This is a genomic window from Herbaspirillum sp. C7C2 (genome assembly GCF_022627865.1).
GTDB lineage: Bacteria > Pseudomonadota > Gammaproteobacteria > Burkholderiales > Burkholderiaceae_D > Herbaspirillum > Herbaspirillum frisingense.
The window spans coordinates 236,076-260,302 of the sequence record NZ_JABXGI010000005.1 but is presented as its reverse complement, the minus strand read 5'-3'; the positions used below and the strand labels follow the sequence as shown (position 1 = coordinate 260,302).

The following is a 24,227-nucleotide window of genomic DNA, read 5'->3' as shown; positions in this document are numbered from 1 at the left end:
ACTCCATGCTTTACCCAATCTACGTCCACAAGGATCCCGACAGCGCCTATGGCGCTCAATTTCCCGACTTCCCCGGTTGTTTTGCCGGGGCGGACGATTTGCAGGATTTGCTGGCCGCTGCACGAGAGGCAGCTGCAGCGCACTTCCACGGCGAGACCGAGCCTATCCCACTGCCTAGCACGCCCGAAGACTGGTCCGAGGATGCGCAATTCCAGGGCGGCTATTGGATGTTGATGGAGATCGAGTTGTCGCCCCTACCCATCCCACCAAACATCCCTCAATCCAGCCGATAGTCCTTCCCGCACGCTGCCGCCGGTGGCAGCGGTTCGCCCGCCAGTTCCAGCAAAGATCGCTCGATTTCCAGGCTGATAGCATCCAGCGCCAGGCCATTGGGGGAACAGGCGAAGGGCAGGGAGATTTCGCTGGCGATGGCTTCCAGCGCCAGGAAGGTGTAGGAGACGAAGACCGAAATCAGCGGTGTGGCGACACCGATGGCATCGACCAGCCCGAACGGCAGCAGCAGGCAATAGATGTAGACGGTCCGGTGCAGCAGCACGCCGTAGGCAAAGGGGATGGGCGTGGAGGCGATGCGCTCGCTGGCGCCGATGCAGTGGTTGATCTCGTTGAGCTGCTGGTCGCAGGTCCACAGGCCAGTGTCGCTGAGCCTTCCCTGCCGGTTGGCCTGGGCCAGCATGGCGCGCAGCTGGTCCATCTGGTACACCGGGAGGTATTGCACCGTGCCGGCCCTGGCATCGATCTCGGCCGCGCCCGGCAGCAGGCGCGCCATGTCCTCTTGCGGCGAAGTCTTGCGCAACTGGTGCTTGAGCGCATAGGCCAATGCGATGATGCGACGGATGAACAACTTCTTGTGGGCGGCATCCTCGCCCGTCACGCCATAGCGCAAGCCCTGCGACGCCAGCGCCCGCGCTGCAATCAGCAGGGCACCCCAGATCTTGCGGCCCTCCCAGTAGCGGTCATAGCTGGCGCTGTTGCGAAAGCCCAGGAAGATCGCCAGCGCCACGCCCAGCAGGGTGAAGGTGGAGGTGTTCAGCGGCAGCTTGTCGCCGAAGATCTTGCCGTCGGTCAACACCGCCAGGGTGGAGAAGGCCGTCATCATCAGCATCTGCGGCATGATGGTGCGCAGCACCGAGCCGTTCCAGACGAAGAGCATGCGGAACCAGTGGGGCTGGGGGCGAACGATCATATTGGCTTCCCGGAACAGGAACGAAAAAGTCGAAGCCCCATGTTAATTCCGCGCCGCTCCGGCCGGCGTAGACAGATGGCGGCAGCGTCCGCACATACAGCCGACAGACGTTCAGCCCTTACTGACGGGCGATGGTGAATCCGATGGTGTTATGTCCGCCGCCGCTGCTGGCGAAGGCCCGCCCGCCATGCATGCGTGCCACCGCCTTGACGATGGCCAGCCCCAGGCCGTGGCCATGGCTGCCGTTGATGTCCTGGCGGGCGCTGTCGACCCGGTAGAAGCGGTCAAACAGGCGCGGCAGGTGCTGTTCGTCGATGGCGGGGCCGGGATTGGTGACCGCCACCCTGACCATTTCTTCACCTGCGGAAATATCAATGCGCAGCATTGCGCCTTGTGGTGAATGCTGGATGGCGTTCTGGATCAGGTTGGTCAGTGCCCGCTTGAAGAGCGCTGTTTCCATGGTGGCCGTGGCCTGGGTATCGCCGGCGACCGTGATACCCATGCCGGCATCGTCCAGCACGAACTCGAAGAAATCGGCAGTCTTCTGCACCTCCGCAGCCACCCGCGCCGGCACCCGGGCGGTGGCGGCCTCGCCCTGGTCGGAGCGGGCCAGAAACAGCATGTCGTTGACGATGGAACGGATGCGGTCCAGTTCTTCCAGGTTCGATTGCAGCACATCCTTGAATTCGCCTGCGCTGCGCTCGCGTGCCAGCGCCACCTGGGTCTCGCCGATCAGGTTGGCCAGGGGCGTGCGCAGTTCATGGGCCACGTCGGCATTGAAGGCTTCCAGTTGGGTATAGGCCTGTTCGATGCGTTCCAGCGCGCCATTGAAGGCGTCGGCCAGGACCGACAGTTCTTCCGGCAATGCTTCCACCGGCATGCGCGCCGACAGCTTGCGTGGCGAAAAGCTCTGGGCGCGGACCGACATGCGGCGCAGCGGTGCCAGTCCGGCGCGGGCGATCCAGTAGCTGGAGATGACAGCCAGCACGATGCCCAGCAGCGAGGAAATGCTGGTCCCCAGCAGGAAGGTACGGCGCATCTCGAAGTAGGGTTCTCCATCCACGCCCACCGTGACCCGCACTTCGGGGCGCTCCTCGAAGGCCGGCAGGGTGCGCGTCATGATGTGCAGGGGGAAGCGGCGTCCCGGCAGATGCAGGCGGCCGACCACCTTGCCGTCGTCGTGGGTGATGGCGGCCGGGGTCAGGCGGGTGAGGTCGCCATAGGTAAAGCGCGGGTCGTCGCTGGCGATCCAGAAGAACACGTGCTGGTCCGCCTGCGACAGGGTGGAGAGCTTCAGCTGCACGCGTCCCCAGCGCTCGGTGTTGCCGGCGCGCTCGATCTGGTAGCTGATGTCGTTGAGGGTGGTGAAGAGGGCGTCGCGCTCGTGGCGCAGCAGTTCGCCCTTGAGGACGGTGTAGAGCACCACGCCAGCGACGGCGAAGATCAGCAGGGCCGAGGCGGCCGACATCAACACCAGGCGCGCCGTGATCGATTGCCGCAGCGGCAGGCGGCGCCGGCGGGGCGGTTGCGCCGCCGGGACGGTCTGGAGATCGGGCTCAGTCATCGCCGGCATCGGCCGCAGCCCGGGGCTCCAGCACGTAACCCATGCCGCGCACGGTATGCAGCAGTTTCTGTTCGAACGGAGCGTCGATCTTGGCGCGCAGGCGCTTGATGGCGACTTCGACCACGTTGGTGTTGCTGTCGAAGTTCATGTCCCAGACCAGTTCGGCAATGGCGGTCTTGGACAGGATCTCACCCTGGCGTCGCGCCATCACCGCCAGCAGGGCGAATTCCTTGGCCGTGAGGTCGATGCGCAGGCCACCGCGAAAGGCCTTGCGCGAGAGCAGGTCGATCTGCAGGTCGCCGATGCGCAGTTGCGCCGGCTCCTGCGCGCGGCCGCGCCGGGTCAGGGCCTGCAGGCGGGCCAGCAGTTCCAGGAAGGAAAAGGGCTTGATCAGGTAGTCGTCGGCGCCGTCGTGCAAGCCCTTGATGCGGTCTTCCACGCTGTCGCGGGCGGTCAGCATGATGACCGGGGTCTGCTTGACCGTGCGCAGCGAGCGCAGCACGGCAAAGCCATCCAGTCCCGGCAGCATGACGTCGAGCACGATGACGTCGTAGTCATGCTGGATCGCCAGGTGCTGTCCATCCACCCCGTTGGAGGCCAGATCGACCGCGCACCCCTGCTCGGTCAAGCCCTTGCAGAGGTATTCGGACATCTTTTGTTCGTCTTCGACTATCAGGATCTTCATGCGGTCTCCATAGCCTGCGCCGGAACAGGATCGCCCGGCGTCAGCCCATGCCGGATTCTACCGTCCCGGCTTTTTATCGGTGTGGTCTTGTTTCAATGTTCCACCTGCGGCGGCTGTTGGGCCAGGCGGGCGGCCTTGCGTGCCTGGCGCGCCTTCTTCTTGCGTTCATACCAGTAGTGCGCGCGGTCCAGGTAGAGGTAGACCACCGGGGTGGTGAACAGGGTCAGTGCCTGCGACAGCACCAGTCCGCCCACCATGGCGTAGCCCAGTGGCCGGCGCAGCTCGGAGCCGGCGCCATGGCCCAGCATCAGCGGCAGGCCCGACAGCAGGGCGCACATGGTGGTCATCATGATGGGGCGGAAGCGCAACAGGCAGGCCTGGTAGATCGCTTCTTCCGGCTTCATGCCCTGGCTGCGTTCGGCGGTGAGGGCGAAGTCGATCATCATGATGCCGTTCTTCTTGACGATACCGATCAGCAGGATGATACCGATCAGCGCGATCACCGACAGGTCGTAGCCGCCTATCATCAGGATCAGCAGGGCACCTACGCCGGCCGAGGGCAGCGTGGAGAGAATCGTCAGCGGGTGGATGTAGCTCTCGTAGAGCAGGCCCAGCACGATGTAGACCGCGATCAGTGCGGCCGCGATCAGGTAAGGTTGGGACGACAGCGAATCGCCGAAGGCCTTGGCCGTCCCCTGGAAATTGCCTACCAGCGTCTGCGGCACGCCCATCTCGTCCTTGGTCTTCTGGATGATGTCCACCGCCTCGCCCAGGGACACGCCCTTGGCCAGGTTGAAGGAAATCGTCACCGCCGGGAACTGGCTCTGGTGGCTGATCGAGAGGTAGGAGGTCTTGCTCGTATCGACCTTGACGAAGGTCGACAGCGGCACCTGCTGGCCGGTCAGGGGCGAAGTCAGGTAGAGCTTGTCGAACAGGGCCGGGTCCTTCTGCAATTGCGGCGTCACTTCCAGGATCACGCGATAGCTGTTGATCTGCGTGAAATACTGCGCGACCTGGCGCTGGCCGATGGCGTCATAGATGGTGGCGTCGATCAAGGCCGGCGAGATGCCGAAGCTGGAAGCACGGGCGCGGTCGATGGTGATCACCGCCGCCGCCGCCTGGTTCTGCTGGTCGGAAGCCACATCGGTCAGCTGCGGCAGCTGGCGGAAACGCTCCAGCATGCGCGGCGCCCAGACGTTGAGCTCATCGAGGTCGGTATCGGTGACGGTGTACTGGTACTGGGTGCGCGAGAGGCGGCCACCGACGTTGATGTCCTGGCTGGCCTGCATGAACAGGTTCACCCCTTGTACGCGTGCCACCTTGGGGCGCAGGCGGGCGATGATCTCGTCGGCATTGGTGGTGCGCCCCTGGTCCTTGGGTTTCAGGGCGATGAAGAACTGCCCCGTGTTGAAGGTGGTGGAGCCGGCGCTCATGGCAAAGCCGATCACGTCCGGGTCCTGGCGCACCACGTCGGCCACCTTCAGCAGGCGTTCATGCATGGCCGCCGAGGAAGTGTCCTGCGAGGATTCGGCAAAGCCGACGATGACGCCATTGTCCTGCTGCGGGAAGAAACCTTTGGGGATGAAGATGAACAGCACCACCGTCAGCGCCACCGTCGCCAGGAAGCTCATGAGCGTGATGAACTGGTGCTTCATCACCACATCCAGCCCGCGCTTGTAGCCGGCCAGCATGGCGTCGAAGCAGCGTTCGAACCATTGATACAGCTTGCCGTGGCGCTGGCCGTGTTCGTTCTTGAGGAAGCGCGAGCACAGCATGGGTGTCAAGGTCAGCGAGATCACCACCGACACGCCGATGGTCAGCGTGACCGTCACCGCAAACTCGCGGAACAGACGCCCGACGATACCGCCCATCAGCAGCAGCGGGATGAACACCGCCACCAGCGAGACCGAGATCGAGATGATGGTGAAGCCGATTTCGCCCGCGCCCTTCAAGGCCGCCTCCAGCGGCGACATGCCTTCCTCGACGTAGCGGTAGATGTTTTCCAGCATGACGATGGCGTCATCCACCACGAAGCCCACGGCAATGGTCAAGGCCATCAGCGACAGGTTGTCGAGGCTATAGCCGACCACGTACATCACGCCGGCCGTGCCCATGATGGCCAGCGGCACCGTGACCGAGGGGATCAGGGTGGCCGCCACGTTGCGCAGGAACACGAAGATCACCATCACCACCAGGGCGATGGTCAACACCAGGGTGAATTCCACATCCTCCACCGAGGCGCGGATGGTCTGGGTACGGTCGATCAGGGTGTTGACGTGGATGGCGGCCGGAATCGCTGCGCGCAGGCGCGGCATGGCGGCCTTGATGCGACCCACGGTCTCGATCACGTTGGCGCCGGGCTGCTTGGTGATGGCCAGCACGATGGAGCGACCGTTGGTGATGGTGTGGTCCGCCGTGTTGGCAGCACCCGAGAAGGCCCAGGCGGCGATCTTGTTGTTTTCCGGCCCGTCGATGGCGATGCCGATGTCCTTGACCCGGATCGGCGCGCCATTGCGCCAGGCCAGGACCATGTCGTTCCACTGGTCGGCCTTGAGCAACTGGTCATTGGTATAGACGGTAAAGGCCTGGCGCGCGCCATCGACCGTGCCCTTGGGCTGGTTCACGGTGGTGGTGGCGATGACGCCGCGGATGTCTTCCAGGCTCAGGCCCAGCGTGGCCAGCTTGGCCGGATCGACCTGGATGCGCACGGCCGGCTTCTGCTGGCCGTTGACGTTGACCAGGCCGACGCCGGAAATCTGCGAAATCTGCTGGGCCAGGATGTTGTCGGCGTAGTCGTTGACCACCGTCAGCGGCAGCGCATCGGACTGCACCGACATGATCATGATGGGCGAGTCGGCCGGGTTGATCTTGCGGAAGGTCGGCGGGTTGGGCAGGTTGGACGGCAACTGCCCGGTGGAGGCGTTGATGGCCGCCTGCACATCCAGCGCGGCGGCGTCGATGTTGCGGTTCAGGTCGAACTGCAGGGTGATCTGGGTCGTGCCCAGGGTGCTCTGCGAGGTCATCTGTGAGAGCCCGGCGATGAGCGAGAACTGGCGCTCCAGCGGCTGCGCCACGTTGGAGGCCATGGTCTCGGGACTGCCCCCGGGCAATTGCGCGGTGACCTGGATGGTCGGGAAGTCAACCTGCGGCAGCGGTGCCACCGGCAGCAGCGGCCAGACTGCGATGCCCACCAGCAGGATGGCGATCGCCAGCAACGTGGTGCCGATGGGGCGCTTGATGAAGGCGGCGGAAACGCTCACTTGGTGCTTCCTTTCGCATCGGTGCCGGTGCCGGCGCTGCCCTGGGCCTTGGCCGGCTGCGGCTTGCTCTCGACGATGCGGCTGCCCGGCTTGAGCTTGTACTGGCCGTCGATGACCACGCGCTGGCCAGCGGTGACGCCGCTATCGGCGGCCAGCACGGCCACGCCGTCCTGGATGCGATCGACCTTGACCGGCTGCATGTTGGCCTTGTCGTCCTGGTCGATGGCATAGACGTAGGTACCCTGCTGGTTGCGCTGGATGGCGGCAGCCGGCACGGTCAGGGCATTGCCGTGGGAATTCATCTGCAGGCGGGCATTGACGTACTGGCCCGGCCACAGCTTGTGTTCGGCATTGTCGAAGCGCGCCTTGAGCTGCACCGTGCCGCTGGCGGTGTTGATCTGGTTATCCAGCAGCACCAGCTTGCCGGTAGCCAGTACCTCCTGCGAGTCGCGGGCATAGGCGCTGACCTTGAGCGGCTGCTGGCTGCTGCGCTGGGCGCGGTTGATGGCCACCACCGCCTCCTCGGGCAGGGTGAAGACCAGGGTGATCGGATCGATCTGGTTGATCACCACCAGGCCATTGGCATCGCTCGCATGCACGATGTTGCCGGGGTCCACCAGACGTGCGCCCACGCGCCCGGAGAGCGGGGCGTTGATGGTGGTATAGCTCAATTGCACCTTGGCATAGGCCACCTGGGCCTCGTCGGTCTTGACCGCCGCTTCCAGCTGCGCCACCAATGCCTTTTGCGTATCCAGCTGCTGCTGGGTGGCCGCGTCCTGGCCGCGCAGGGTGGTGTAGCGCTGCAGGTCCAGCCGTGCATTGGTCAGGGTGGCGGCGTCCTTGGCGCGTTGTGCCTCGGCCTGCGCCAGTTGCGCCTGCAGGGCGCGCGGGTCGATCTGGGCCAGCAACTGGCCTTTCTTGACCTCTTCACCTTCCTTGAAGCCGACCTTGTCCAGCTGGCCGTCGATGCGGGTCTTGACCACCACGCTGGCATTGGCCGTGACCGTACCCACGCCGGCCAGGTACAGCGGCAGGTCGCGTTCCTGCACGCTCACCAGCGAGACGGCCACCGGCGGCGGCGCCTTGGCGGCCGGCTGGTCGGCGGCGCGGGCGTGTTCGACATAGGACCAGGCGCCGATGCCGGCCGCCAGGATCAGGGCCGTGGCAACGAACACGGCGAGGGGAGAGCGCTGGGGAGATTGGGGTGAGGTGGTCATGCCTGAAACTCGTCCTGAAATGATCGCTGTTGATTCGGAAATGGTTGCGTGGCCGCGCTCAGCGGGCAGCCATCGGCGGGGCAGAAGGTGTCGACGTTGCAGCATCAGCGGCCCCGGCCGCTGCAGCCGCTGCAGCCGCTTCTGCCTGCCAGCCACCACCGGTGGCCTTGATCAGGGCGACGCTGGCCACCAGTTGCCGGCCCAGCAGGGTCACGGCATTGCGCTGGTTGGTCAGCGACGTGGCCTGGGTGGTCACCACCGACAGATAGGTGACGGTGCCGGCCTGGTACTGGCGCATCGCCAGTCGTTCGGCCAGTTGAGCCGATTGCACCGCCTGTGCCTGGACCGCGCTTTCCTGGTCCAGCACGCGCAGGGTGGAGAGGTTGTCTTCCACTTCCTGCAGGCCACCCAGCACGGTCTGCTTGTATTGCGCCACGGCGGCATCGAAGGCGGCCGTGGCCGCATCGTTGCGGGCGCTGCGGGCGCCGCCGTCGAACAGGGTCTCGGCCAGCGCCGCACCCAGCGACCAGACCCGGCCGGGGGTGTTGAACAGTTGCGCAAAGGCCGGGCTGTTGTAGCCGCCGCTGGTGGAGAGCGTGAGGGTCGGGAAATACGCCGCCCGTGCCACGCCGATGTTGGCATTGGCGGCAGCGGCCAGGCGCTCGGCATTGGCGATGTCGGGGCGGCGCTCCAGCAGGTCCGAGGGCAGGCCGGCAGGAATCTGCGGCAGGCTGGCCTGCAGGCGCTGGGCATTGGCGTCCATGGCATCGTCGCTGGCGGTGGCGGCGGCCACCGGTGCCAGCGAGAAGGCGGCCGGCGCCTTGCCGACCAGCATGGCGATGGCGTGTTCCAGCTGGTTGCGGGTAGCGTCGAGGTCGATCAGCTGCGCCTGGGCGGCACGCAACTGGGTTTCAGCCTGGGCCACGTCGGAGCGCAGGGCAGTACCGGCTTCGTATTGATGGGTGGTCAGCTGCAGCGAGCGGCGATAGACCTCCACCGTGCGGCGGTACAGGTCCTTCTGCAGGTCGGTCACGCGCAGTTGCAGGTAATCCTGGGCCAGCGTGGCCTGGATCGCCAGGCGCGCCGCCGCCAGGCTGGCCGCACTGGCCTGGGCGCTGGCATCACCGGCTTCGGCGCCGCGTCGGATGCGGCCCCAGACATCGGCCTCCCACGAGGCATTGAGGCCCACCGTATAGGTGTCGGCCAGCCGTTGCACACCGTTGCTGTTGGTCTGCCCGCGCGCGGCGCCGGCCTGCAGGCCGACGGTCGGCCACAGGCTGGCGCGGGCCAGTGCGGCGGTGGCCTGGGCCTGGCGATACTGGGCGGCGGCCTGCTGGATGGTCTGGTTGGCGGCGTTGGCCTGGGTGATCAGGTCATTGAGGATAGGATCGCCATAGGCTTGCCACCAGGGCTGGTGGTCGTCGACCTGGCGCGGCGTGGCCTGCTTCCAGGGGCCGGCTTCCTTGTAGGCCTGCGGCAGGTCGATGGCCGGGCGCACGTAGTCCGGGCCGACTGCACAACCGCCCAGCAGCGCGGCCAGCAACAGCACCGTCATTCCCTTCTTGGCGCGGAAGGGGGTTCGATTATTGGGATGAGTGAAATGACGGGTACTGACGCTGGCTGCGACGCGGCGAAACGGGACGACCATAGGGCTCACGGAGATGGCTTGCGGATGACGGACAGACCGACCCCGGCGCCCCTCAGCGCCCGTAACCGGCCCCTGCTTAGGACACTAATGTAAGCCTTGCCCCTCGACGTCAGGCTGACATCAAGATGACAATTCTGTCAGCCAGGGCGGGGACCGGTGTAGGCGGCGCGGGGACGGATCAGGCTGCCGTCGCGCCCCTGTTCCAGCGCGTGGGCGATCCAGCCCAGCGAGCGGCCCAGCGCAAACAGGCCGAAGGCGCTGCCCGCAGGCAGACCCAGATGACGGCGCAGCGCCGCCAGGGCGAAATCGACCGAGGGGGCATGGCCGGTCAGCTCCCGCACGGTGGCGATGGCGACCTGCCAGCGGGGATGGGCGTCGAGGAAGCCCTCCAGCAGGGCCTGAGCCCGTACATCGCCCTGCGGATAGAGATGGTGGCCGAAGCCAGGCAGGTCATCACCCCGTGCCAGCCGTTCACGCAGGGCCTGGGCTGGATCGGCCGCTATCTCCAGCATGTCCAGCAGCGCCTCGACACGGGCCGTGGTGCCGCCGTGCAGCGGGCCGCTCAGCGCCGCCAGCCCGCCCACGATGGACGCCTGCAGATTGGCGCCGGTGGAGGCAATGCAGCGGGCGGTGAAGCCGGAGGCATTCAGTTCGTGGTCGGCGCACAGCACCAGCGATCGCCGGACCAGATCGGCACCGGCCGCATCCAGCTGCCAGGCCCGGGCGCACTGCAGGTGCAGGGGTTGAGTAGAGGGCCTGCTACCCAGCAGGCAGGCTGCCAGGCGGCGCACCAGCAGGCCGGCGCTGGCCAGTCGGCGGGCCGACGGCAATTGCCATTGCGCGCCGATGTCCTCGGCACAGGCCAGGGAGAACAAGGGCAGCAGTGTCTGTTCGGCCCGGCGTTCACGCCACTGCGCCGCCAGTGCATCAAATCCTGTGGGCAAGCAGGGCGCGGCCTGGTCGAAGGCCTCATCCACGGTGCAGTCCCAGAGCAGGGCGGCGGCTTCTTCGACGCTGGCCTGCGTGCTGAACTCCACCGCATCCTGGCCGCGATAGAACAGGCGCCCATCTTCGATCAGCGTCAGCGCCGACTCCAATACCGGCAAGCCCCAGTCCAGCGCAGCCCGCGCCACTTCGCGGGGCTTGCGGCCACGGGTGCGGTTGGCCGCCAGACGTTCCACTTCGGCGGCCAGGTAACGGCTTTCCCGCGCTTCTTCCCCCGGATGGGCGTGCAGCAGGCCACGGCTGACGTAGGCATACAGGGTCTGGCGCGACACGCCCAGCAGGGCGGCGGCATCGGCGGAAGAAAGATAGGTGCTCACGGCGGGTCCAGATCGGTCGATAAGTTGATTAAATTAATCAATATTGACGATTAATTCAAGCGGAGTAAGCTGCAGGCATTCACCCTTGCCCGACACCGACCCTACTTGAGGAGCCCACCATGACCCAGCCCGACACCACGCCCGCCTACGCCATGCTGACCGAGATCTGGAACGCCCTAGGCGGGCCGGCGGCCGCGCTGGAGACCGTCACCTTCAGTGGTGAGGGTGCCTTGCCCTCGGTCTTTGCCACCAGCGACCTGGCCCAGGCCTCGGTGGCGGCGGCCGGGATGGCGGTGGCGCAGTGGATCCACAGCAGTGGCGCGCCGCTGCCACAGGTGCAATGCGACCGCCGCCTGGCCTCGATGTGGTTTGCGTCTTCGTTGAGGCCCCAGGGCTGGCAGGGGCCTTCATTGTGGGATGCGGTAGCCGGCGATTACCGTGGACGCGATGGCTGGATACGCCTGCATACCAACGCCGCTCATCACCGTGCGGTGGCGCTGGCAGTGCTGGGGCTGGATTCACTGCAGGCAAATCGCGAGGAGGTGGCCCGCGAGGTGGCGCGCTGGCACTGCGCCGAGCTGGAGGCGGCGGTGGTCGGTAACGGCGGTTGTGCCGCCGAGATGCGCAGCCAGGTCCAGTGGGCCGCGCATCCGCAGGGCATGGCGGTGGCCGGCGAACCGCTGGTGGCCAGCCATCTGGTCGACGCCGGCCCGGCCACGCCGCACCGCATTGACCCGTCCCGGCCCCTGGCGGGCGTGCGCGTGCTGGACCTGACGCGGGTTCTGGCCGGACCGACCGCCACACGCTGCCTGGCCGGCTTCGGTGCCGAGGTCCTGCGCATCGACCCGGCCCGCTGGAATGAACCCGGCGTGGTGCCGGAAATGACCCTCGGCAAGCGCTGCGCCCATCTGGAGCTGGACCAGCCCCAGGACCGCGCCACCCTGGAAACCCTGCTGACCCAGGCCGATGTGCTGGTGCACGGTTATCGCGCCGATGCCCTGGAGCACCTGGGCCTGGGAGCGGCCCGGCGCCGCGCCCTGAACCCGGCCCTGGTGGATGTGGCGCTGGACGCCTACGGCTGGAGCGGCCCCTGGGCCGGCCGGCGTGGCTTCGACAGCCTGGTGCAGATGAGTTGCGGCATTGCCGATGCCGGCATGCGCCAGCACGGCAGCGACAAACCGGTCCCGCTGCCGGTCCAGGCGCTCGATCACGCCACCGGCTACCTGCTGGCCGCGGCTGCCGTGCGCGGACTCACGCTGCGCCAGGCCAGCGGGCAGGGCAGCCAGTACCGCCTGTCGCTGGCCCGCACGGCCCATTTGCTGGCCGCCTATCCGGTGACGCAGGCGCATTCCGGCTTCGCTAGCGAAAGCCCGCAGGATCTGGATGCGCACCTGGAACAGACCTTCTGGGGCCCGGCGCAACGGCTGCGTGCGCCCATGCAGGTGGCCGGTGCGCCCATGCACTGGAGCCTGCCGGCCGGGCCTTTGCGCTCGGCGCCGGCACGCTGGGGCTGAGTACGGCGGCTTGAGGTAGGATGTGCATCCTTGTCACAGGAGACCCACCATGCCCTCGACCGCCCGCAAGCTGCTGACCCAGAACAAGGGACTGCTGGCCTTCATCGCCCTGATGGTGGTGTTTCGCAGTGCCATCGCCGACTACAACGTCGTTCCCAGCGGCTCCATGCTGCCCACCGTGATGGTGGGCGACCGCATCCTGGTGGACAAGCTGGCCTACGACCTGCGCCTGCCGCTGACCCATATCAGCCTGCTGCGCCTGGGTGAGCCGCAGCGCGGCGACATCGTTACCGTCGACTCGCACCAGGCCGGGGAGCTGCTGCTCAAGCGCATCGTCGGCCTGCCCGGTGACGTGGTGGAATTGCGCGACAACGTGCTTACCATCAATGGCCAGGCGGCCAGCTACGGCCAGGCCCAGGTCAGGCCGCTGGCCGGCGATGGCGCGGATGATGCGGTCTACCGCGACGAGCGTATCGACGGCATGAACCATCTGGTGCGCCTGTCGGAATCGCATCCCAGCCTGCACAGCAGCTTTGGCCCGGTGGTGGTGCCGGCGGATCATTACATGATGCTGGGCGACAATCGCGACAACAGCATGGATTCGCGCTATTTCGGCTTCTTCGCCCGCAGCGAACTGATGGGGCGCACCAGCCGCATCGCTTTTTCGCTGGACGCGGACAAGGGCTACCGACCCCGGTTGGACCGCTTCGGCCGCCTGCTGGATCCGGTCGACGTCCATCATCAACAGCAATAACAGGTGCTGCTCCATTGTTGTCGTAAAAATCTGCGTTTTTTTGCTGTCAATTGCTCAAGTTGTCCAAAAGCATGCCGTTACCAGAAGCGGAAAACATGCAATTGCCTTCTGGAGCACATCATTTCTCTCACCTTCATCTCCGATCCGGCCACCGGTCGCCGCAGGAATGCCGTCAGTCATGACGCCATCCTCGATGCCACGTATGTGATGCTCGAGGAGATCGGCTTCGACAAGCTCTCCCTGGAGGGTGTGGCGGCACGCGCTGGCGTGGGCAAGGCCACCATCTATCGCTGGTGGCCCAACAAGAGCGCCCTGGCCATGGAAGCGCTGCTGCGCGCGGTGGAACCGATGCCGGCCATCGGCGACAGCGGTTCGGCGCGGGAAGATATCGGCTTGCATATGTTGCAACTGTCCCAACTGTTGCGTGGCAAGTCCGGTCGTGTGGTGCGCGAGATGATTGCGCTGGCCCAGTTCGATGAAGAGAGCAAGCGCATCTTCAACGACAACTATCTTGAGCCGCGCCGCCTGGCGCTGGTCAATGTCCTGCGCCGCGGCGCCCAACGCGGTGAGTTCAGGGATGATGCCGACCTGAACCTGGTCTTCGATCTGCTGTATGCCCCCTTGCTGCAGCGCCTCCTGACCGGCAGTGCCGACATCGATGAACGCCAGATCCAGTCCCAACTGAAGCTGGTCCTGGGCAGCATCGCGCTGTCTCAACCCTTTTTAGCGACTAGTAAAATTTCGAGCCAACAAGCGTAAATTTTGTTGAGCAGTAGATAATTTGCACCTAGAATCCGAGACGAAACGTATCGTATTGGTTCTGGGAAACTGACTTTTTGTCTTTTGAAACAGGAGTGCTGGCTGTTTTAAGGGGCGTTTTTTGTAAAGAAAACGGCTCCAGCCTCCTTCCTCTCCGCCGCCGTGCGCGAGGGGAATTCTCATGGAAAATGCGAGCCGCCATCCTTTCCGATGGCTCGCTGCTTCCCCCGTGCCTGCCTTGGCAAGCGCTTCCCTGACCTTTACGTTGATCCGGACTTATATCACCGGCGGCTCCCTGTGGAGCTGCCGGATAACGGTTGCCGTTCCGCATTTGGGCGCCTTCGGGCGGCGGTGCGGCGACCCAGGGGCAGACAATACATGCAAGTGCAAGGGGGAAATATGCACGGCGAGTCGATGCAGCAATGCGCGGGCGCAGGCGGGGCCTGGCAGCGCGAGGGACACTGCCGACGACAACGCCAGCTGCGGCGCTGTTGCCTGGCAGGCGTGGTAGCCATTCCGGTGTTATTGGGTTTTCTCTGGCTGCAGTTCGCCGCAGCGCGCAGTGGCGGTGAACTGTTCTACGCCGATCAGGTGTGCGGTTGCCGTGACGTGCTGGCGCTGTGGGTGAGCGACTATGTGTGGACGCAGATGATCTGGTTGCCGGGCAACATGCTGTTCCTGCTGATCTGGATCGCGCTGGCGGTCAAGCTGTGGAGCGGCAAGCGGCGCATGTGCTGAAGGCAGCCCTGCTGGCTGCCTTTTCACCCTTTTCACCTTTTTCGCCCTGGTCACTCTTCTCAACCATCGATATGCGCTACCAGCGGCAGGTGGTCCGAGGCCACCCGTGCCAGCGGCGTGCGATGTACGTTCACCTGCAGCAGGCGCTGGCGCGGGCTGATCCAGATACGATCCAGCGCGAACAGCGGCCAGCGTGAGGGAAAGGTCCGTGGCGCCGGTGCCGCCTCGAAATGCGACACCAGCCAGCGCAGCGTGCGTCCCCACATGAACCATTCGTTCACATCGCCCATCAGGATCACCGGCGCCTGATCGGTATCGAAAGCCTGGAGCAGGCGCTTGATCTGGTCACGCCGTTCAGCCGGCTTCAAGCCCAGATGGGTGGCGACCACCCGCAGCATGTGGCCGTGGCAATCGATATCGGCATCCAGCGCGCCGCGCGGTTCCCGGCTGCCGAAGGAGAGGTCCAGGCTCTGCTTGGCCAGGATGGGATAGCGGCTCAGCACCGCATTGCCATAGCGTCGTTGCGGGGTATCGATGGTCGCTCCTTCGACGGCGAAGAAACCGGTTTCCTCGCGCAGCAGCGCCAGCACATCCACCTGCTCCGTGCCGCCCAGCGGCACTTCCTGCAGGGCCAGCACATCGGCATCGATTTCGCGCAGGACCTGGGCGATGCGCTGCGGCGAAAATAGGCCATCCATGCCGACCGCACCATGGATGTTGTATGTGGCCACTGTCAGGGGCCAGGGGTTGAGATCGCGCAGCGGCACGTCGGCCGTGCGCACCAGTTCGGCGTCCGCTTGCCGCGTCGCTTCGTGCTGTCCCTGGCGGGGATGCACGGAGTCCGAGGTCCCCAAGGTGTCGATCCTCATCAAGCCTGGCGCGCCTCGATCGGATGATCGGCCTGGACGCGTGGCAGCGGGTCTTCGCGTCGCACGGGCTGGTCGGTCGTGGTCATCGCACCGGTGGTCTTGCCCATTGCATTGCGTGACGGCTTGCCCGGCTTCGTCTTCTTGTCGCGTGGCTTGAGCAGCTTCTGCAGGCCGAAGGCGGTCAGCATCAGAGCAGCCGTCACGCCCGCCAGCACCAATACTGTCTGCAGGCTGGGATGACGGATCGCCTCGGCCAGGTTGTGGGAGAACACCACCGTCAACACGATGCCCGGCACCATGCCGATCAGGGTGCCGAGCAGGTAATCGCGCAAGCCCAGATGGGAAGCACCTGCCACCACATTGACCACCGTGAAGGGCGCGATCGGCAGCAGCCGCACCACGGCCATGGCGGCGATGCCGCGCTGCGCAAAACGGCGGCTCAGATTGTTGATGCGCGGGCCCAGCATGTCGCGCAGGGCGTCATGGCCCAGCCAGTGACCCAGGCCGAAGCCGAGCAGGGCGCTCAGACCCACCCCGGCCGTGGCGTACAGGCCACCATTGACCGGCCCGAAGACCACCCCCGCCACTGCGATCAGCACCGTAATCGGCACCATCAGCATCCCCGCCACCACGAAGGCGGCAATGACGATGGCGGGTGTGAAGGGCATCTTGTCCACGCTGCGCGCCAGCGCGATGAGCGAACTCAGATTGATCCAGTCGCGCAGCGGCGTGAAGCGCCAGGCCAGCGCAAATACCACCAGTGCCACCGCGAGTATGCCCAGCCCGATCATGCGGCGCGGCACCGGCTTGCGGGCGCTGCGTGGCACGTAGGCGTCCACGATCTCGTCGGGGCTGACCGGGCGCTCTGGATCGAAGACAGCGTTGTCCTGGGTCAGGGCGTCCAGTTCGGGAATCAGGCGCGGGTCCATCGGTCGCAGTTCGCGCTGCTCTGGCTGGCGCAATTGTTCGATGGCCGCATGCAGGCCGGCCTGCTGGTCCATGGCTTGTTCCACGGCGGCCGGGGTCACGCCCAGGTGCTCGGCCAGCAGACGATTGCGCATGAGCGCGATGGCCTCGGCGATCTCGCGCTGGCGCTGCGCATCGCCCTGGACTTCGATCGTGAGATTGCATTCGGTATCGAAGCCCATGGAACGGTTGCTCATATTGGCCGAGCCGACCGAGAACAGGCGGTCATCCATGGCGAAGACCTTGCTGTGTACGTTCAGGCAGCAGCTTTCTTCCAGCCCTGGCAAGTGCGGGCAATACATCTGGTAGCGCGCTTCAGCGGGCGGCTGCTGGCCTTCCAGTGCATTCTTGAGGCGATGGTGGATGCGCGCGCGCAGGGCGCCCATGGTGGCCTGTTCCAGCCAGCCGCTCTGGGTCTGCGGGGAAATGACGGCCACTTCCGGGCCATCCGTTTCGCGCAGGCGGGCGCCGATGGCCTCGGCCAGCACGTTGGAAGTGAAATACTGGTTTTCGAAGAACAGATGCTGGCGGGCGGCAGCAATCGCATCCAGATAGAGCTCCCGCACCTCGAACACGCCCGGTCGGTCTTCATAGGCCGGTTCGGTACGGGAGATGCCGATGCGCAGGTCGCGCAGATCCGGCTCGAAGCCATCGGGCCAGAGCTCGTCGGCAGACGCCTGCGATGGCGCCAGCCGGGGCGAGCGATCTTCAGTGCGTTCGGCATAGCCTGCCAGCGTCCAGCGGCGACGCGCCAGATCGCCCAGGGCAAGCGCCACATCGCCATCGACCATGGCCTGGACATCGTGGAAGGGGGCGTAGGGCTTGTCATCCGGATCGCGCCGCAGCGGGTTGTCGGGCGCATGCTCGGGCGTATCCCAGCGGCAGCGCGTCAGGTCCAGACCGCCGACGAAGGCCAGCTGATCATCGATGACCACGATCTTCTGGTGATGCGAGGCGCCCATCGGGTGGCGCGCGTCGGTGCGGAAGTGCAGGCGCTTGTTGCGGGGGCGACCGGGCTTCCTCGCCATCATCCATTCGCGCTCCAGCGCATAGAGCATGGCGTAGTCCCAGTTGAGCACACGGATGTGCAGCGCGGGCTGCCGCTCCACCAGCGCATGCAGCAGGTCACCCAGCTGCTCCGGCAAACCGTCGTCACTGCCCTGCGGAACGAGCACAGTGCGGCTGTCCAGATCCCAACCCAGGATGTAGACGCTGTGGCGCGCCTGGACCAGCGCACGCCGCAAGGCGCTGAAATAGTCGGCCGCGTCGATCAGCAGCTTGAAGCGGTCGGCGTGCTCCAGCCGCCAGCAATTGCGGCCAGGCTGCAACAGGCCGGGAGTGGGATTGTCCTGCAGGGTGGGCGACGACATGGGGGCCTCCGGGTGCGCGGTCTTGTTCTTGTGATGGGTGTGGGTCTGGCTCGCCGCTCAGGGCTGGCCGACCGAGAGCGGATGCTCTTCGCCATCGGTCGAGGCTGGCCGCTTGCCGGCAGCCGCCTCATTCTGGTCTTGGGCCTGGCCCACCTGCCGATGCGCAGGTTGCGGCTGCTGGGGCAGGGCGTGTGGCTTGCTCTTGTCCATGGCGCCTTCGCTGGCGCGGGTGGTGTCTTCGGGCAGGGGAATGGCTTGGCTCATGGGAGTCTCCTCATCATCGGATGCGATTGTTCATTTCACTGTGGTGGCTGGCCGTTGGAGGCGGTCAGCCCGCCATCCACGGGCATGTTCACGCCGGTCACGAAGGCCGCATCGGGACTGGCCAGGAAGGTGATCACGGCGGCGATTTCCTGCGCCTCGGCGCCACGGCCCAGGGGAATGCGCTCGGCAAACTTGTCCTGCAGGACCGGGTCGTCTTCCATATCGGCCGTCATCGCGGTGTGCGTGAAACTGGGACAGACCGAATTGACGCGCACGCCCTTGCGGCCGAAGTCCATGGCCATGGCGCGGGTCAGGTTGACCACGGCGCCCTTGGAGGTGTTGTAGGCCGACAGATTCCAGTCCGCCCCCAGGCCCGAAACCGAGGCCACGTTGACGATGCAGCCGCGCGTCTTCTGCAGGTGCGGCATGGCTTCACGCGCGCCGTAGAAGACGCCGTTCACATTGGTGGCCTGGACGCGGTGCCAGTCTTCAGGGCTGACTTCGGTGACGTTGCCTTCGGCAAAGATGCCGGCATCGCTGACCAGCACATCCAGACGACCGAAGCGCTCGATGGCGAAGGCCACCATCTCGCGCACGTCTTCGTGGCGGGAAACGTCGGTCTCGCGGGCCGCCGTGCGCTCCGACGGCAGCGAATCGAAGACCTTGGTCAGCGCCGCGGCATTGCGGTCGGCCAGCAAGACCTGGGCACCTTCATCGGAAAACCGCCGCGCAGTGGCCTCACCGATACCGGAAGCCGCGCCGGTGACGATGACGACCTTGTCCTTGAAACGCTGCAGATGGGAAGGGTTCAGTGGATGCATGCGGACTCCTTTGCAAATCTGAGGAAATAGAAATGGTGGATGGCAGGCAGCCTGAACAACAGGAAGACCAGGGTAGAACCAGGATGCCAGTGCCTGACGATAGCCAACGATAGGCCATGGCCCGCCATCGGGACATCGGACAGCTCCCCAAGCTGCTGTAGGAAGACGCTGTCTCAGCCCGTGTCGCGGGGGAGTATCTCCTGCCGCTTGAGACCGGCCTTCTCACTGGCTGCCGCGGCCTGAATGCGAGCTCTTCCCTGCGTCGCTTGTCACAAATGGATTGTCACGTAGCAGTAATACTTCAATGCAACAATGCGCCCCGCATCCAGACCGGTCGCTCATTTGTTCATGTTCCAGGGACGAATGTGAAGCAAATGACAACACCGGTTCACCGCCATCTCAAGGGGAATTCCATGACCATCCGTATGCGTATCACGCTCCTGGTGATACTTACCTTCGTCGCCATTGCCGGCATTGGTGGCTACGCGATGTACCAGTCGCGCAGCAGCGCCGTCGAGGTCCGTTCCGTCACCGAAGGCGTGATGCCCAGCGTACTGGCCTCGTCCGACCTGATGGGGCAGTTGAAGGACGTACAGTTGGCGGCCATGGTGATGGTCACCGAGAGCGATACCCAATTGGTCGCGCAGGAAAACGACAAGCTGGCCGAAAAGAAGGCCGTGCTGGAACAGGCCCTGGCGGCCCAGGCCAAGCAGGCTGAAGGCGTCGCCCAGCGTGGCCTGATCGAACAGGCCAGGGAAAGCCTGGACAACTACTTCGGCGCCATCGACACCACCGCCAAGTTCAAGCTGGCCGGCAAGAACGAGATCGCCCAGGCGCAGTTCTTCGGCGGCGTGATGCAGTACCAGAGCGAACTGGAAGGCATCGTCAACACCCTGCGCATCGAAAAGAACCGCTTCAAGGACAATGCCATTGCCTCGCTCAACGGCAAGCTGGCCCAGACCACCACCACCATCAGCGTGGTCACAGTGATGGCTGTGCTGCTGCTGGGGGGCATCGGTTTCCTGCTGTATCGCCAGATCACCGGCCCCATCAGCCGCATGGCGGCGATGATGGGCGAGATCGCCACCAGCCAGGATTTCACCCGTCGTCTGCCGGTGCAGCGCATGGATGAGGTGGGTCATTCCATCGTCGCCTTCAACGGCATGGTGGAGAAGATCGAAGAAGCCTCGGCCCAGGTGCGCCAGAAGACCGCCGACATGCAGGCCATGCTGCAGAACATCCCGCAGGGCATCCTCACCATCGTCGACGGCAACCGCATCCACCCGGAATACTCGGCCTTCCTCGAAACCGTCTTCGAGACCACCGACATCGCCGGCCGCGACGTGATGGAGCTGGTCTTTGCCAATACCAACCTGGGCGCCGACACGCTGTCGCAGATCGAAGCCATCGGCGGCGCCTGCATCGGCGAAGACGTCATGAACTTCGAGTTCAACGAACACCTGATGGTGGGCGAGATCGAAAAGACCATGGCCGACGGCAGCAAGAAGATCCTGGACCTGTCCTGGTCGCCCATCACCGACGAGAGCGATACGGTGATCCGCCTGATGCTGTGTGTGCGTGACGTGACCGAGTTGCGCCAGCTGGCGGCGGAAGCCAACGAACAGAAGCGCGAACTGGAAATGATCGGTGAAATCCTGGCCGTGGCCGCGCCCAAGTTCGCCGAGTTCATCGGCAGCGCGCGCCGCTTCCTGGACGAGAACGAGCAGATCGTGCACCAGAACCCGGAAGCGACCGCCTTCGCCATCGCCAAGCTGTTCCGCAACATGCACACCATCAAGGGCAATGGCCGCACCTATGGCCTGCTGCACCTGGCCAACGTGGTCCACCACGCCGAACAGCACTACGACGACCTGCGCCACCCGGCCAGCGGCGCCGTGTGGAACCAGCAGGAACTGCTGCAGCAACTGGCCCAGGTGCGCGAGTTCATCGACCGCTACGCCCGCATCAATGAGGTGACCCTGGGGCGGGGCAGCAGCACCGCCAGCCCTGGCGAACAGGTGCTGCCGGGTTACGAGCGCCAGGTCCTGACCATCGACCGCAAGCACATCCAGGAAAGCCTGCAGCGCCTGGAAAACGTCAACACCGCCAACCTGCACGAACTGGTGGCCGTGCGTAACGACGTGCGCCGTACCCTGCGCCTGCTGGGTACCGAGACCATCGCCGACGTGCTGGCCCCGATCACCGATTCGCTGCCTGCGCTGGCGGCCGACCTGGACAAGGCGGCACCGGTCGTGGACATCGAGGACAACGGTTACGTGGTCCATAGTTTTGCCGCACCGCTGCTGCAGAACGTGTTCATGCACCTGATCCGCAATGCCATGGATCACGGCCTGGAAGGGCGCCAGGAGCGGGCCGCCAAGGGCAAGCCCGAGACCGGCACCATCAAGCTGGAGACGGGTGTGATGGACGACATGTTCCAGCTGGCGCTATCCGACGACGGCCGTGGTCTGGCGCTGGAAAAGGTGCGCCAGATCGGCATCGAAAAGCAGCTCATCACCGTGGACCAGGCCATGTCGGATGCCGAGATCGCCCGCCTGATCCTGCAACCGGGCTTCTCCACCCGCAGCGAAGTGACCGACGTTTCAGGTCGTGGCGTGGGCATGGATGCGGTGCTGGACTTCGTCACCCGCGAACATGGGCAGATCGAAATCCGCTTTGCCGATACCAACGAAGGCGCCGCCTTCCGCCCCTTCCAGATCATCGTGACGCTGCCCGAGAGCGTGGCGGTGGAAGTGGATGGCATCGACGTGCCTTACCCGGTGGCCGGCCAGGAGGCGACGGTGCCGGTCGCGCTGTCGCCGCAGGACGGCAATCCCCAGGTGGCCTGAGGGCCGACCGGCATCGGGCACCCAAGCAAGAGAAGCAAACGCGGAAGCAAAAAAACGGATGAGCATGTTCAATTCGATCCTCCTGGTGGCGCTGGGCGCCGCCCTGGCCGGGCTGCCGATGACCTGGTTGTGGCTACGGCAGAAGCGTCGCGCCGGGCAGTTGTTCGATGCCGGCCAGCTGGAGCAGGCCCGCGACCAGGCATTGGCGACCTTGGCACAGCAGCAAGAGCAGTGGGCCGTCCATCAGCAGCAGCTGGAGCAGCAGCAACTGGCCGCCGAGCGCCACATGGCCGAGATGCGTCACGAGAGCGACGCCATGCTGGCCCGCTTCAACCAGCAGCAAACCGACAGCCTCTCGCGCGTGATGCAGAACTGCGACGCCTCCCAGGACACCATCGGCAAGCTGCTGGGCCTGGTGCGGACCTTCGAGCGCTGGCACGACGACATGAACGAACTCATCACCCACAATCGCGACATGCACCGCATGAACGACGAGTTCGCCCTGATCGTGAACCAGGTCATCATCGTGGCCCTGAATGCTTCCATCGAGGCCGCCCGTGCCGGCGTGCACGGGCGCGGCTTCGCCGTGGTGGCGCAGGAGGTGCGCGACCTGGCGCAGCGGGCCGAGAAACTCTCCAAGAGCTACCGCGCCAACCTGTACCAGAACGACCTGATCACCACCACCACCTTCCAGGACCTGCAGGCCGGCGGCAAGATGATCATGGGCGCCGTCATCGGCCTGGACCTGATCAACAAGAAGACCAGGGCAACCCTGGCCGAGGCGGCATGAGCGCCAACGACATGGACGAGCTGCAGGCCGTGGCCCAGAGCATCGCCGACGAGCGCATCAGCGCCAGCGCCCGCGATGGCTTCGACACCCTGTTGCAGCAGGCCCTGCGCGGCAGCGTGGTCCCCGCCGGCGCCGATGCGGTGATCACCGCCGTCGAGGTGGACGATCTGGCGGAAAAGAAGATGGTGGTGCTCACCATTTCCTCCTACCTGTTCCGCCTGATGGTGATGTTCCATTTCACGCCGGACGCCGCCACCAAGGGCCACTTTGCGCGGCTCGCGGGTGACGGTGCGGCTGAGGTGGGGGCAGGGGGCGCAGCGGGTGCAGAGGGCGAGCAGGCCTTCATGGACGCGCTGGCCGAGTGCGGCAACCTGTGCTGCGGCATTTTCAACCGCGAGCTGGGGCGCTTCTTCCCGCACCTGGGCATGTCCACGCCCAATGTCATCGACACCCAGTGCCTGCACTACCTGCACAAGCTCGGGCACGCCCATGTGCGCCACTTCGCCATCGACATCGATCAGTCGCCCCGGCTGCATGTCTCGCTCTGCGTATCGGCCTATGACCGGCTGGACTTTGCCGTGTCGGCCGAAGAGCAGGCAGACACCACCGGCGAACTCGAACTGTTCTAGACCTCCATCAACGATCCGGGGAACCCACACCATCATGCAAGCCAGCGCCAGCCTCGACAACACCATCACCAGCAAGGTCCTGGTCCTGGACCGTGACGCCGACTGCTACGACACCATCAAGTCCTTTTGCGAACGGCATCAGCTGGTCGGCCTGAAGGCGCATGAAGAACACGTCATGGCGGTCTTGCGCAGCAATGTCGACCTGGGCGGCATCATGCTCTCGGAGAGCTTGGCCGGTCTGGGCGAGGGCGGTCGCGGCCTGGCCCGCCGCATTCGCGAGGTGCGCCCGGAGTTGCCGATCTTCCTGCGTCGCCGCCGTGAGAGCGCCGACACGCCATTGGCCGAGCGCGACAGCGAACTCTTCAGCGCCGTCTACCGCGTCGACGACATCGAAGCCCTGGCCCCCGCCGTGGCGGCCTCCATCTTCAGCCAGCGCTACCCCAATGCCCTGGTGCGGGGTATCGCCGAAATCAGCCGCATGGTGCTGGAGAGCCAGTTCCCCGGCATGCAGGTGGAGATCGACCAGCCCTATCTGGTGCGTGACCGCATCATCTTCGGTGAAGTGTTTACCCTGATCCCGCTGGAGAGCAGCTGGTGCCGTGGCTACATGATGCTGCAGGCGGAGCAGAAGACCCTGCGGGCGCTGGCACCGGAAGCGGCTGATGATTTCCGCCATCTCAACAATGCCCTGGGCGAACTGACCAACCTGATCTGGGGCTGGTTCAAGAACCGCTTCATCAACCAGAGTCAGCCCATCCAGCAGTTGAGCCAGGTGCCCATCATCATCAACCACCAGCATCGCTACATCTCCTTCGGCTCGGACGATGCGCAGCTGTGCTTCAAGTACGTGCTGCGCGGGGACGACGGCGTGCCGCTGGTGCTGCTGCAGCGCTTCATCTTCAACCTGTCCTGGTCGCCCGAGGATTTCCGCGAGAACCAGACCTCGGTGGAGGAACTGTTCGAATCGGGCGAGCTGGAACTGTTCTGACCTGGCTGCCCGCGGC

The 24,227-nt window shown here is 65.2% G+C and carries 20 protein-coding genes; 9 read left to right on the top strand and 11 right to left on the bottom strand.

Annotation, left to right across the window (positions count from 1 at the left end):
• The first annotated feature begins 5 nt into the window (after positions 1 to 5).
• The gene (locus tag HWE04_RS10720) at positions 6 to 293 is read left to right on the top strand and encodes a type II toxin-antitoxin system HicB family antitoxin (protein ID WP_241812387.1); all 288 of its coding nucleotides are present in this window, start codon (positions 6 to 8) and stop codon (positions 291 to 293) included.
• On the opposite strand, the gene HWE04_RS10715 is transcribed toward HWE04_RS10720, so the two are convergent.
• From HWE04_RS10715 to HWE04_RS10685, 7 genes are all read right to left on the bottom strand, one after another.
• Positions 278 to 1,204 (bottom strand): bestrophin family protein, encoded by a 927-nt coding sequence (locus HWE04_RS10715; protein WP_241812386.1) that lies wholly within the window; start codon positions 1,202 to 1,204, stop codon positions 278 to 280. The two genes, HWE04_RS10720 and HWE04_RS10715, sit on opposite strands and share 16 nt — an antisense overlap.
• A gap of 118 nt (positions 1,205 to 1,322) precedes the next feature.
• Positions 1,323 to 2,768, bottom strand: a complete 1,446-nt coding sequence (locus tag HWE04_RS10710) for a heavy metal sensor histidine kinase (protein WP_077238035.1) — start codon at positions 2,766 to 2,768, stop codon at positions 1,323 to 1,325.
• Positions 2,761 to 3,453 (bottom strand): heavy metal response regulator transcription factor, encoded by a 693-nt coding sequence (locus HWE04_RS10705; protein ID WP_006462301.1) that lies wholly within the window; start codon positions 3,451 to 3,453, stop codon positions 2,761 to 2,763. Before HWE04_RS10705 ends, HWE04_RS10710 begins: the two co-directional genes overlap by 8 nt.
• Positions 3,454 to 3,545: 92 nt before the next feature.
• On the bottom strand, positions 3,546 to 6,713 hold the full coding sequence (locus HWE04_RS10700) for an efflux RND transporter permease subunit (RefSeq protein ID WP_077238033.1): 3,168 nt from the start codon (positions 6,711 to 6,713) through the stop codon (positions 3,546 to 3,548).
• Entirely contained in the window at positions 6,710 to 7,930 is a 1,221-nt protein-coding gene (locus HWE04_RS10695; protein ID WP_241812385.1) for an efflux RND transporter periplasmic adaptor subunit, read from the bottom strand. The genes HWE04_RS10700 and HWE04_RS10695 overlap by 4 nt, the downstream gene beginning before the upstream one ends.
• A gap of 58 nt (positions 7,931 to 7,988) precedes the next feature.
• Positions 7,989 to 9,578, bottom strand: coding sequence for an efflux transporter outer membrane subunit (locus HWE04_RS10690; RefSeq protein ID WP_241812384.1), 1,590 nt, complete (start codon positions 9,576 to 9,578; stop codon positions 7,989 to 7,991).
• 137 nt (positions 9,579 to 9,715) lie between these two features.
• On the bottom strand, positions 9,716 to 10,900 hold the full coding sequence (locus HWE04_RS10685) for a citrate/2-methylcitrate synthase (protein WP_241812383.1): 1,185 nt from the start codon (positions 10,898 to 10,900) through the stop codon (positions 9,716 to 9,718).
• 119 nt (positions 10,901 to 11,019) lie between these two features.
• Between HWE04_RS10685 and HWE04_RS10680 the strand changes: the two genes are divergently transcribed.
• From HWE04_RS10680 to HWE04_RS10665, 4 genes are all read left to right on the top strand, one after another.
• Positions 11,020 to 12,414, top strand: a complete 1,395-nt coding sequence (locus HWE04_RS10680) for a CoA transferase (protein WP_241812382.1) — start codon at positions 11,020 to 11,022, stop codon at positions 12,412 to 12,414.
• A gap of 49 nt (positions 12,415 to 12,463) precedes the next feature.
• The gene (gene lepB, locus HWE04_RS10675) at positions 12,464 to 13,168 is read left to right on the top strand and encodes a signal peptidase I (protein WP_241812381.1); all 705 of its coding nucleotides are present in this window, start codon (positions 12,464 to 12,466) and stop codon (positions 13,166 to 13,168) included.
• Positions 13,169 to 13,276: 108 nt separating this feature from the next.
• Positions 13,277 to 13,927 (top strand): TetR/AcrR family transcriptional regulator, encoded by a 651-nt coding sequence (locus HWE04_RS10670; protein ID WP_274620108.1) that lies wholly within the window; start codon positions 13,277 to 13,279, stop codon positions 13,925 to 13,927.
• A gap of 399 nt (positions 13,928 to 14,326) precedes the next feature.
• A complete protein-coding gene (locus HWE04_RS10665) occupies positions 14,327 to 14,665 on the top strand; it encodes a hypothetical protein (protein WP_241812380.1) in 339 nt (112 codons plus the stop codon).
• 59 nt (positions 14,666 to 14,724) lie between these two features.
• Here HWE04_RS10665 and HWE04_RS10660 read toward each other — a convergent pair whose 3' ends face one another.
• The 4 genes from HWE04_RS10660 to HWE04_RS10645 are packed head-to-tail and all read right to left on the bottom strand — an operon-like array spanning position 14,725 to position 18,955.
• Positions 14,725 to 15,534 carry an endonuclease/exonuclease/phosphatase family protein gene (locus HWE04_RS10660; protein WP_241812379.1) on the bottom strand — a complete coding sequence of 270 codons (810 nt, stop codon included), beginning with the start codon at positions 15,532 to 15,534 and terminating at the stop codon, positions 14,725 to 14,727.
• Positions 15,534 to 17,870, bottom strand: a complete 2,337-nt coding sequence (locus HWE04_RS10655; RefSeq protein ID WP_241812378.1) for a VTT domain-containing protein — start codon at positions 17,868 to 17,870, stop codon at positions 15,534 to 15,536. Before HWE04_RS10655 ends, HWE04_RS10660 begins: the two co-directional genes overlap by 1 nt.
• Positions 17,871 to 17,927: 57 nt before the next feature.
• Complete coding sequence (locus HWE04_RS10650; protein ID WP_241812377.1) at positions 17,928 to 18,134, bottom strand: hypothetical protein; 207 nt, start codon at positions 18,132 to 18,134, stop codon at positions 17,928 to 17,930.
• Positions 18,135 to 18,169: 35 nt separating this feature from the next.
• Positions 18,170 to 18,955 (bottom strand): SDR family NAD(P)-dependent oxidoreductase, encoded by a 786-nt coding sequence (locus HWE04_RS10645; RefSeq protein WP_006462288.1) that lies wholly within the window; start codon positions 18,953 to 18,955, stop codon positions 18,170 to 18,172.
• Positions 18,956 to 19,368: 413 nt separating this feature from the next.
• On the opposite strand from HWE04_RS10645, the gene HWE04_RS10640 reads away from it, so the two are divergent.
• From HWE04_RS10640 to HWE04_RS10625, 4 genes are all read left to right on the top strand, one after another.
• Positions 19,369 to 21,804, top strand: a complete 2,436-nt coding sequence (locus HWE04_RS10640; protein WP_241812376.1) for an ATP-binding protein — start codon at positions 19,369 to 19,371, stop codon at positions 21,802 to 21,804.
• Between the two features lie 64 nt (positions 21,805 to 21,868).
• A complete protein-coding gene (locus HWE04_RS24545; RefSeq protein ID WP_446719222.1) occupies positions 21,869 to 22,594 on the top strand; it encodes a methyl-accepting chemotaxis protein in 726 nt (241 codons plus the stop codon).
• The gene (locus HWE04_RS10630) at positions 22,591 to 23,223 is read left to right on the top strand and encodes a hypothetical protein (RefSeq protein ID WP_241812375.1); all 633 of its coding nucleotides are present in this window, start codon (positions 22,591 to 22,593) and stop codon (positions 23,221 to 23,223) included. Before HWE04_RS24545 ends, HWE04_RS10630 begins: the two co-directional genes overlap by 4 nt.
• A 34-nt stretch (positions 23,224 to 23,257) precedes the next feature.
• Complete coding sequence (locus HWE04_RS10625; RefSeq protein WP_241812374.1) at positions 23,258 to 24,211, top strand: chemotaxis protein CheX; 954 nt, start codon at positions 23,258 to 23,260, stop codon at positions 24,209 to 24,211.
• Positions 24,212 to 24,227 lie beyond the last annotated feature (16 nt).

Coding starts and splice junctions, on each gene's coding strand:
- HWE04_RS10720 (WP_241812387.1), top strand. CDS start 6: ATGCTTTACCCAATCTACGTCCACAAGGATCCCGACAGCGCCTATGGC.
- HWE04_RS10630 (WP_241812375.1), top strand. CDS start 22,591: ATGAGCGCCAACGACATGGACGAGCTGCAGGCCGTGGCCCAGAGCATC.
- HWE04_RS10625 (WP_241812374.1), top strand. CDS start 23,258: ATGCAAGCCAGCGCCAGCCTCGACAACACCATCACCAGCAAGGTCCTG.
- HWE04_RS10665 (WP_241812380.1), top strand. CDS start 14,327: ATGCACGGCGAGTCGATGCAGCAATGCGCGGGCGCAGGCGGGGCCTGG.
- HWE04_RS10710 (WP_077238035.1), bottom strand. CDS start 2,768: ATGACTGAGCCCGATCTCCAGACCGTCCCGGCGGCGCAACCGCCCCGC.
- HWE04_RS10640 (WP_241812376.1), top strand. CDS start 19,369: ATGACCATCCGTATGCGTATCACGCTCCTGGTGATACTTACCTTCGTC.
- HWE04_RS10660 (WP_241812379.1), bottom strand. CDS start 15,534: ATGAGGATCGACACCTTGGGGACCTCGGACTCCGTGCATCCCCGCCAG.
- HWE04_RS10680 (WP_241812382.1), top strand. CDS start 11,020: ATGACCCAGCCCGACACCACGCCCGCCTACGCCATGCTGACCGAGATC.
- HWE04_RS24545 (WP_446719222.1), top strand. CDS start 21,869: ATGTTCAATTCGATCCTCCTGGTGGCGCTGGGCGCCGCCCTGGCCGGG.
- HWE04_RS10650 (WP_241812377.1), bottom strand. CDS start 18,134: ATGAGCCAAGCCATTCCCCTGCCCGAAGACACCACCCGCGCCAGCGAA.
- HWE04_RS10695 (WP_241812385.1), bottom strand. CDS start 7,930: ATGACCACCTCACCCCAATCTCCCCAGCGCTCTCCCCTCGCCGTGTTC.
- HWE04_RS10645 (WP_006462288.1), bottom strand. CDS start 18,955: ATGCATCCACTGAACCCTTCCCATCTGCAGCGTTTCAAGGACAAGGTC.
- HWE04_RS10655 (WP_241812378.1), bottom strand. CDS start 17,870: ATGTCGTCGCCCACCCTGCAGGACAATCCCACTCCCGGCCTGTTGCAG.
- HWE04_RS10715 (WP_241812386.1), bottom strand. CDS start 1,204: ATGATCGTTCGCCCCCAGCCCCACTGGTTCCGCATGCTCTTCGTCTGG.
- HWE04_RS10690 (WP_241812384.1), bottom strand. CDS start 9,578: ATGGTCGTCCCGTTTCGCCGCGTCGCAGCCAGCGTCAGTACCCGTCAT.
- HWE04_RS10705 (WP_006462301.1), bottom strand. CDS start 3,453: ATGAAGATCCTGATAGTCGAAGACGAACAAAAGATGTCCGAATACCTC.
- lepB (WP_241812381.1), top strand. CDS start 12,464: ATGCCCTCGACCGCCCGCAAGCTGCTGACCCAGAACAAGGGACTGCTG.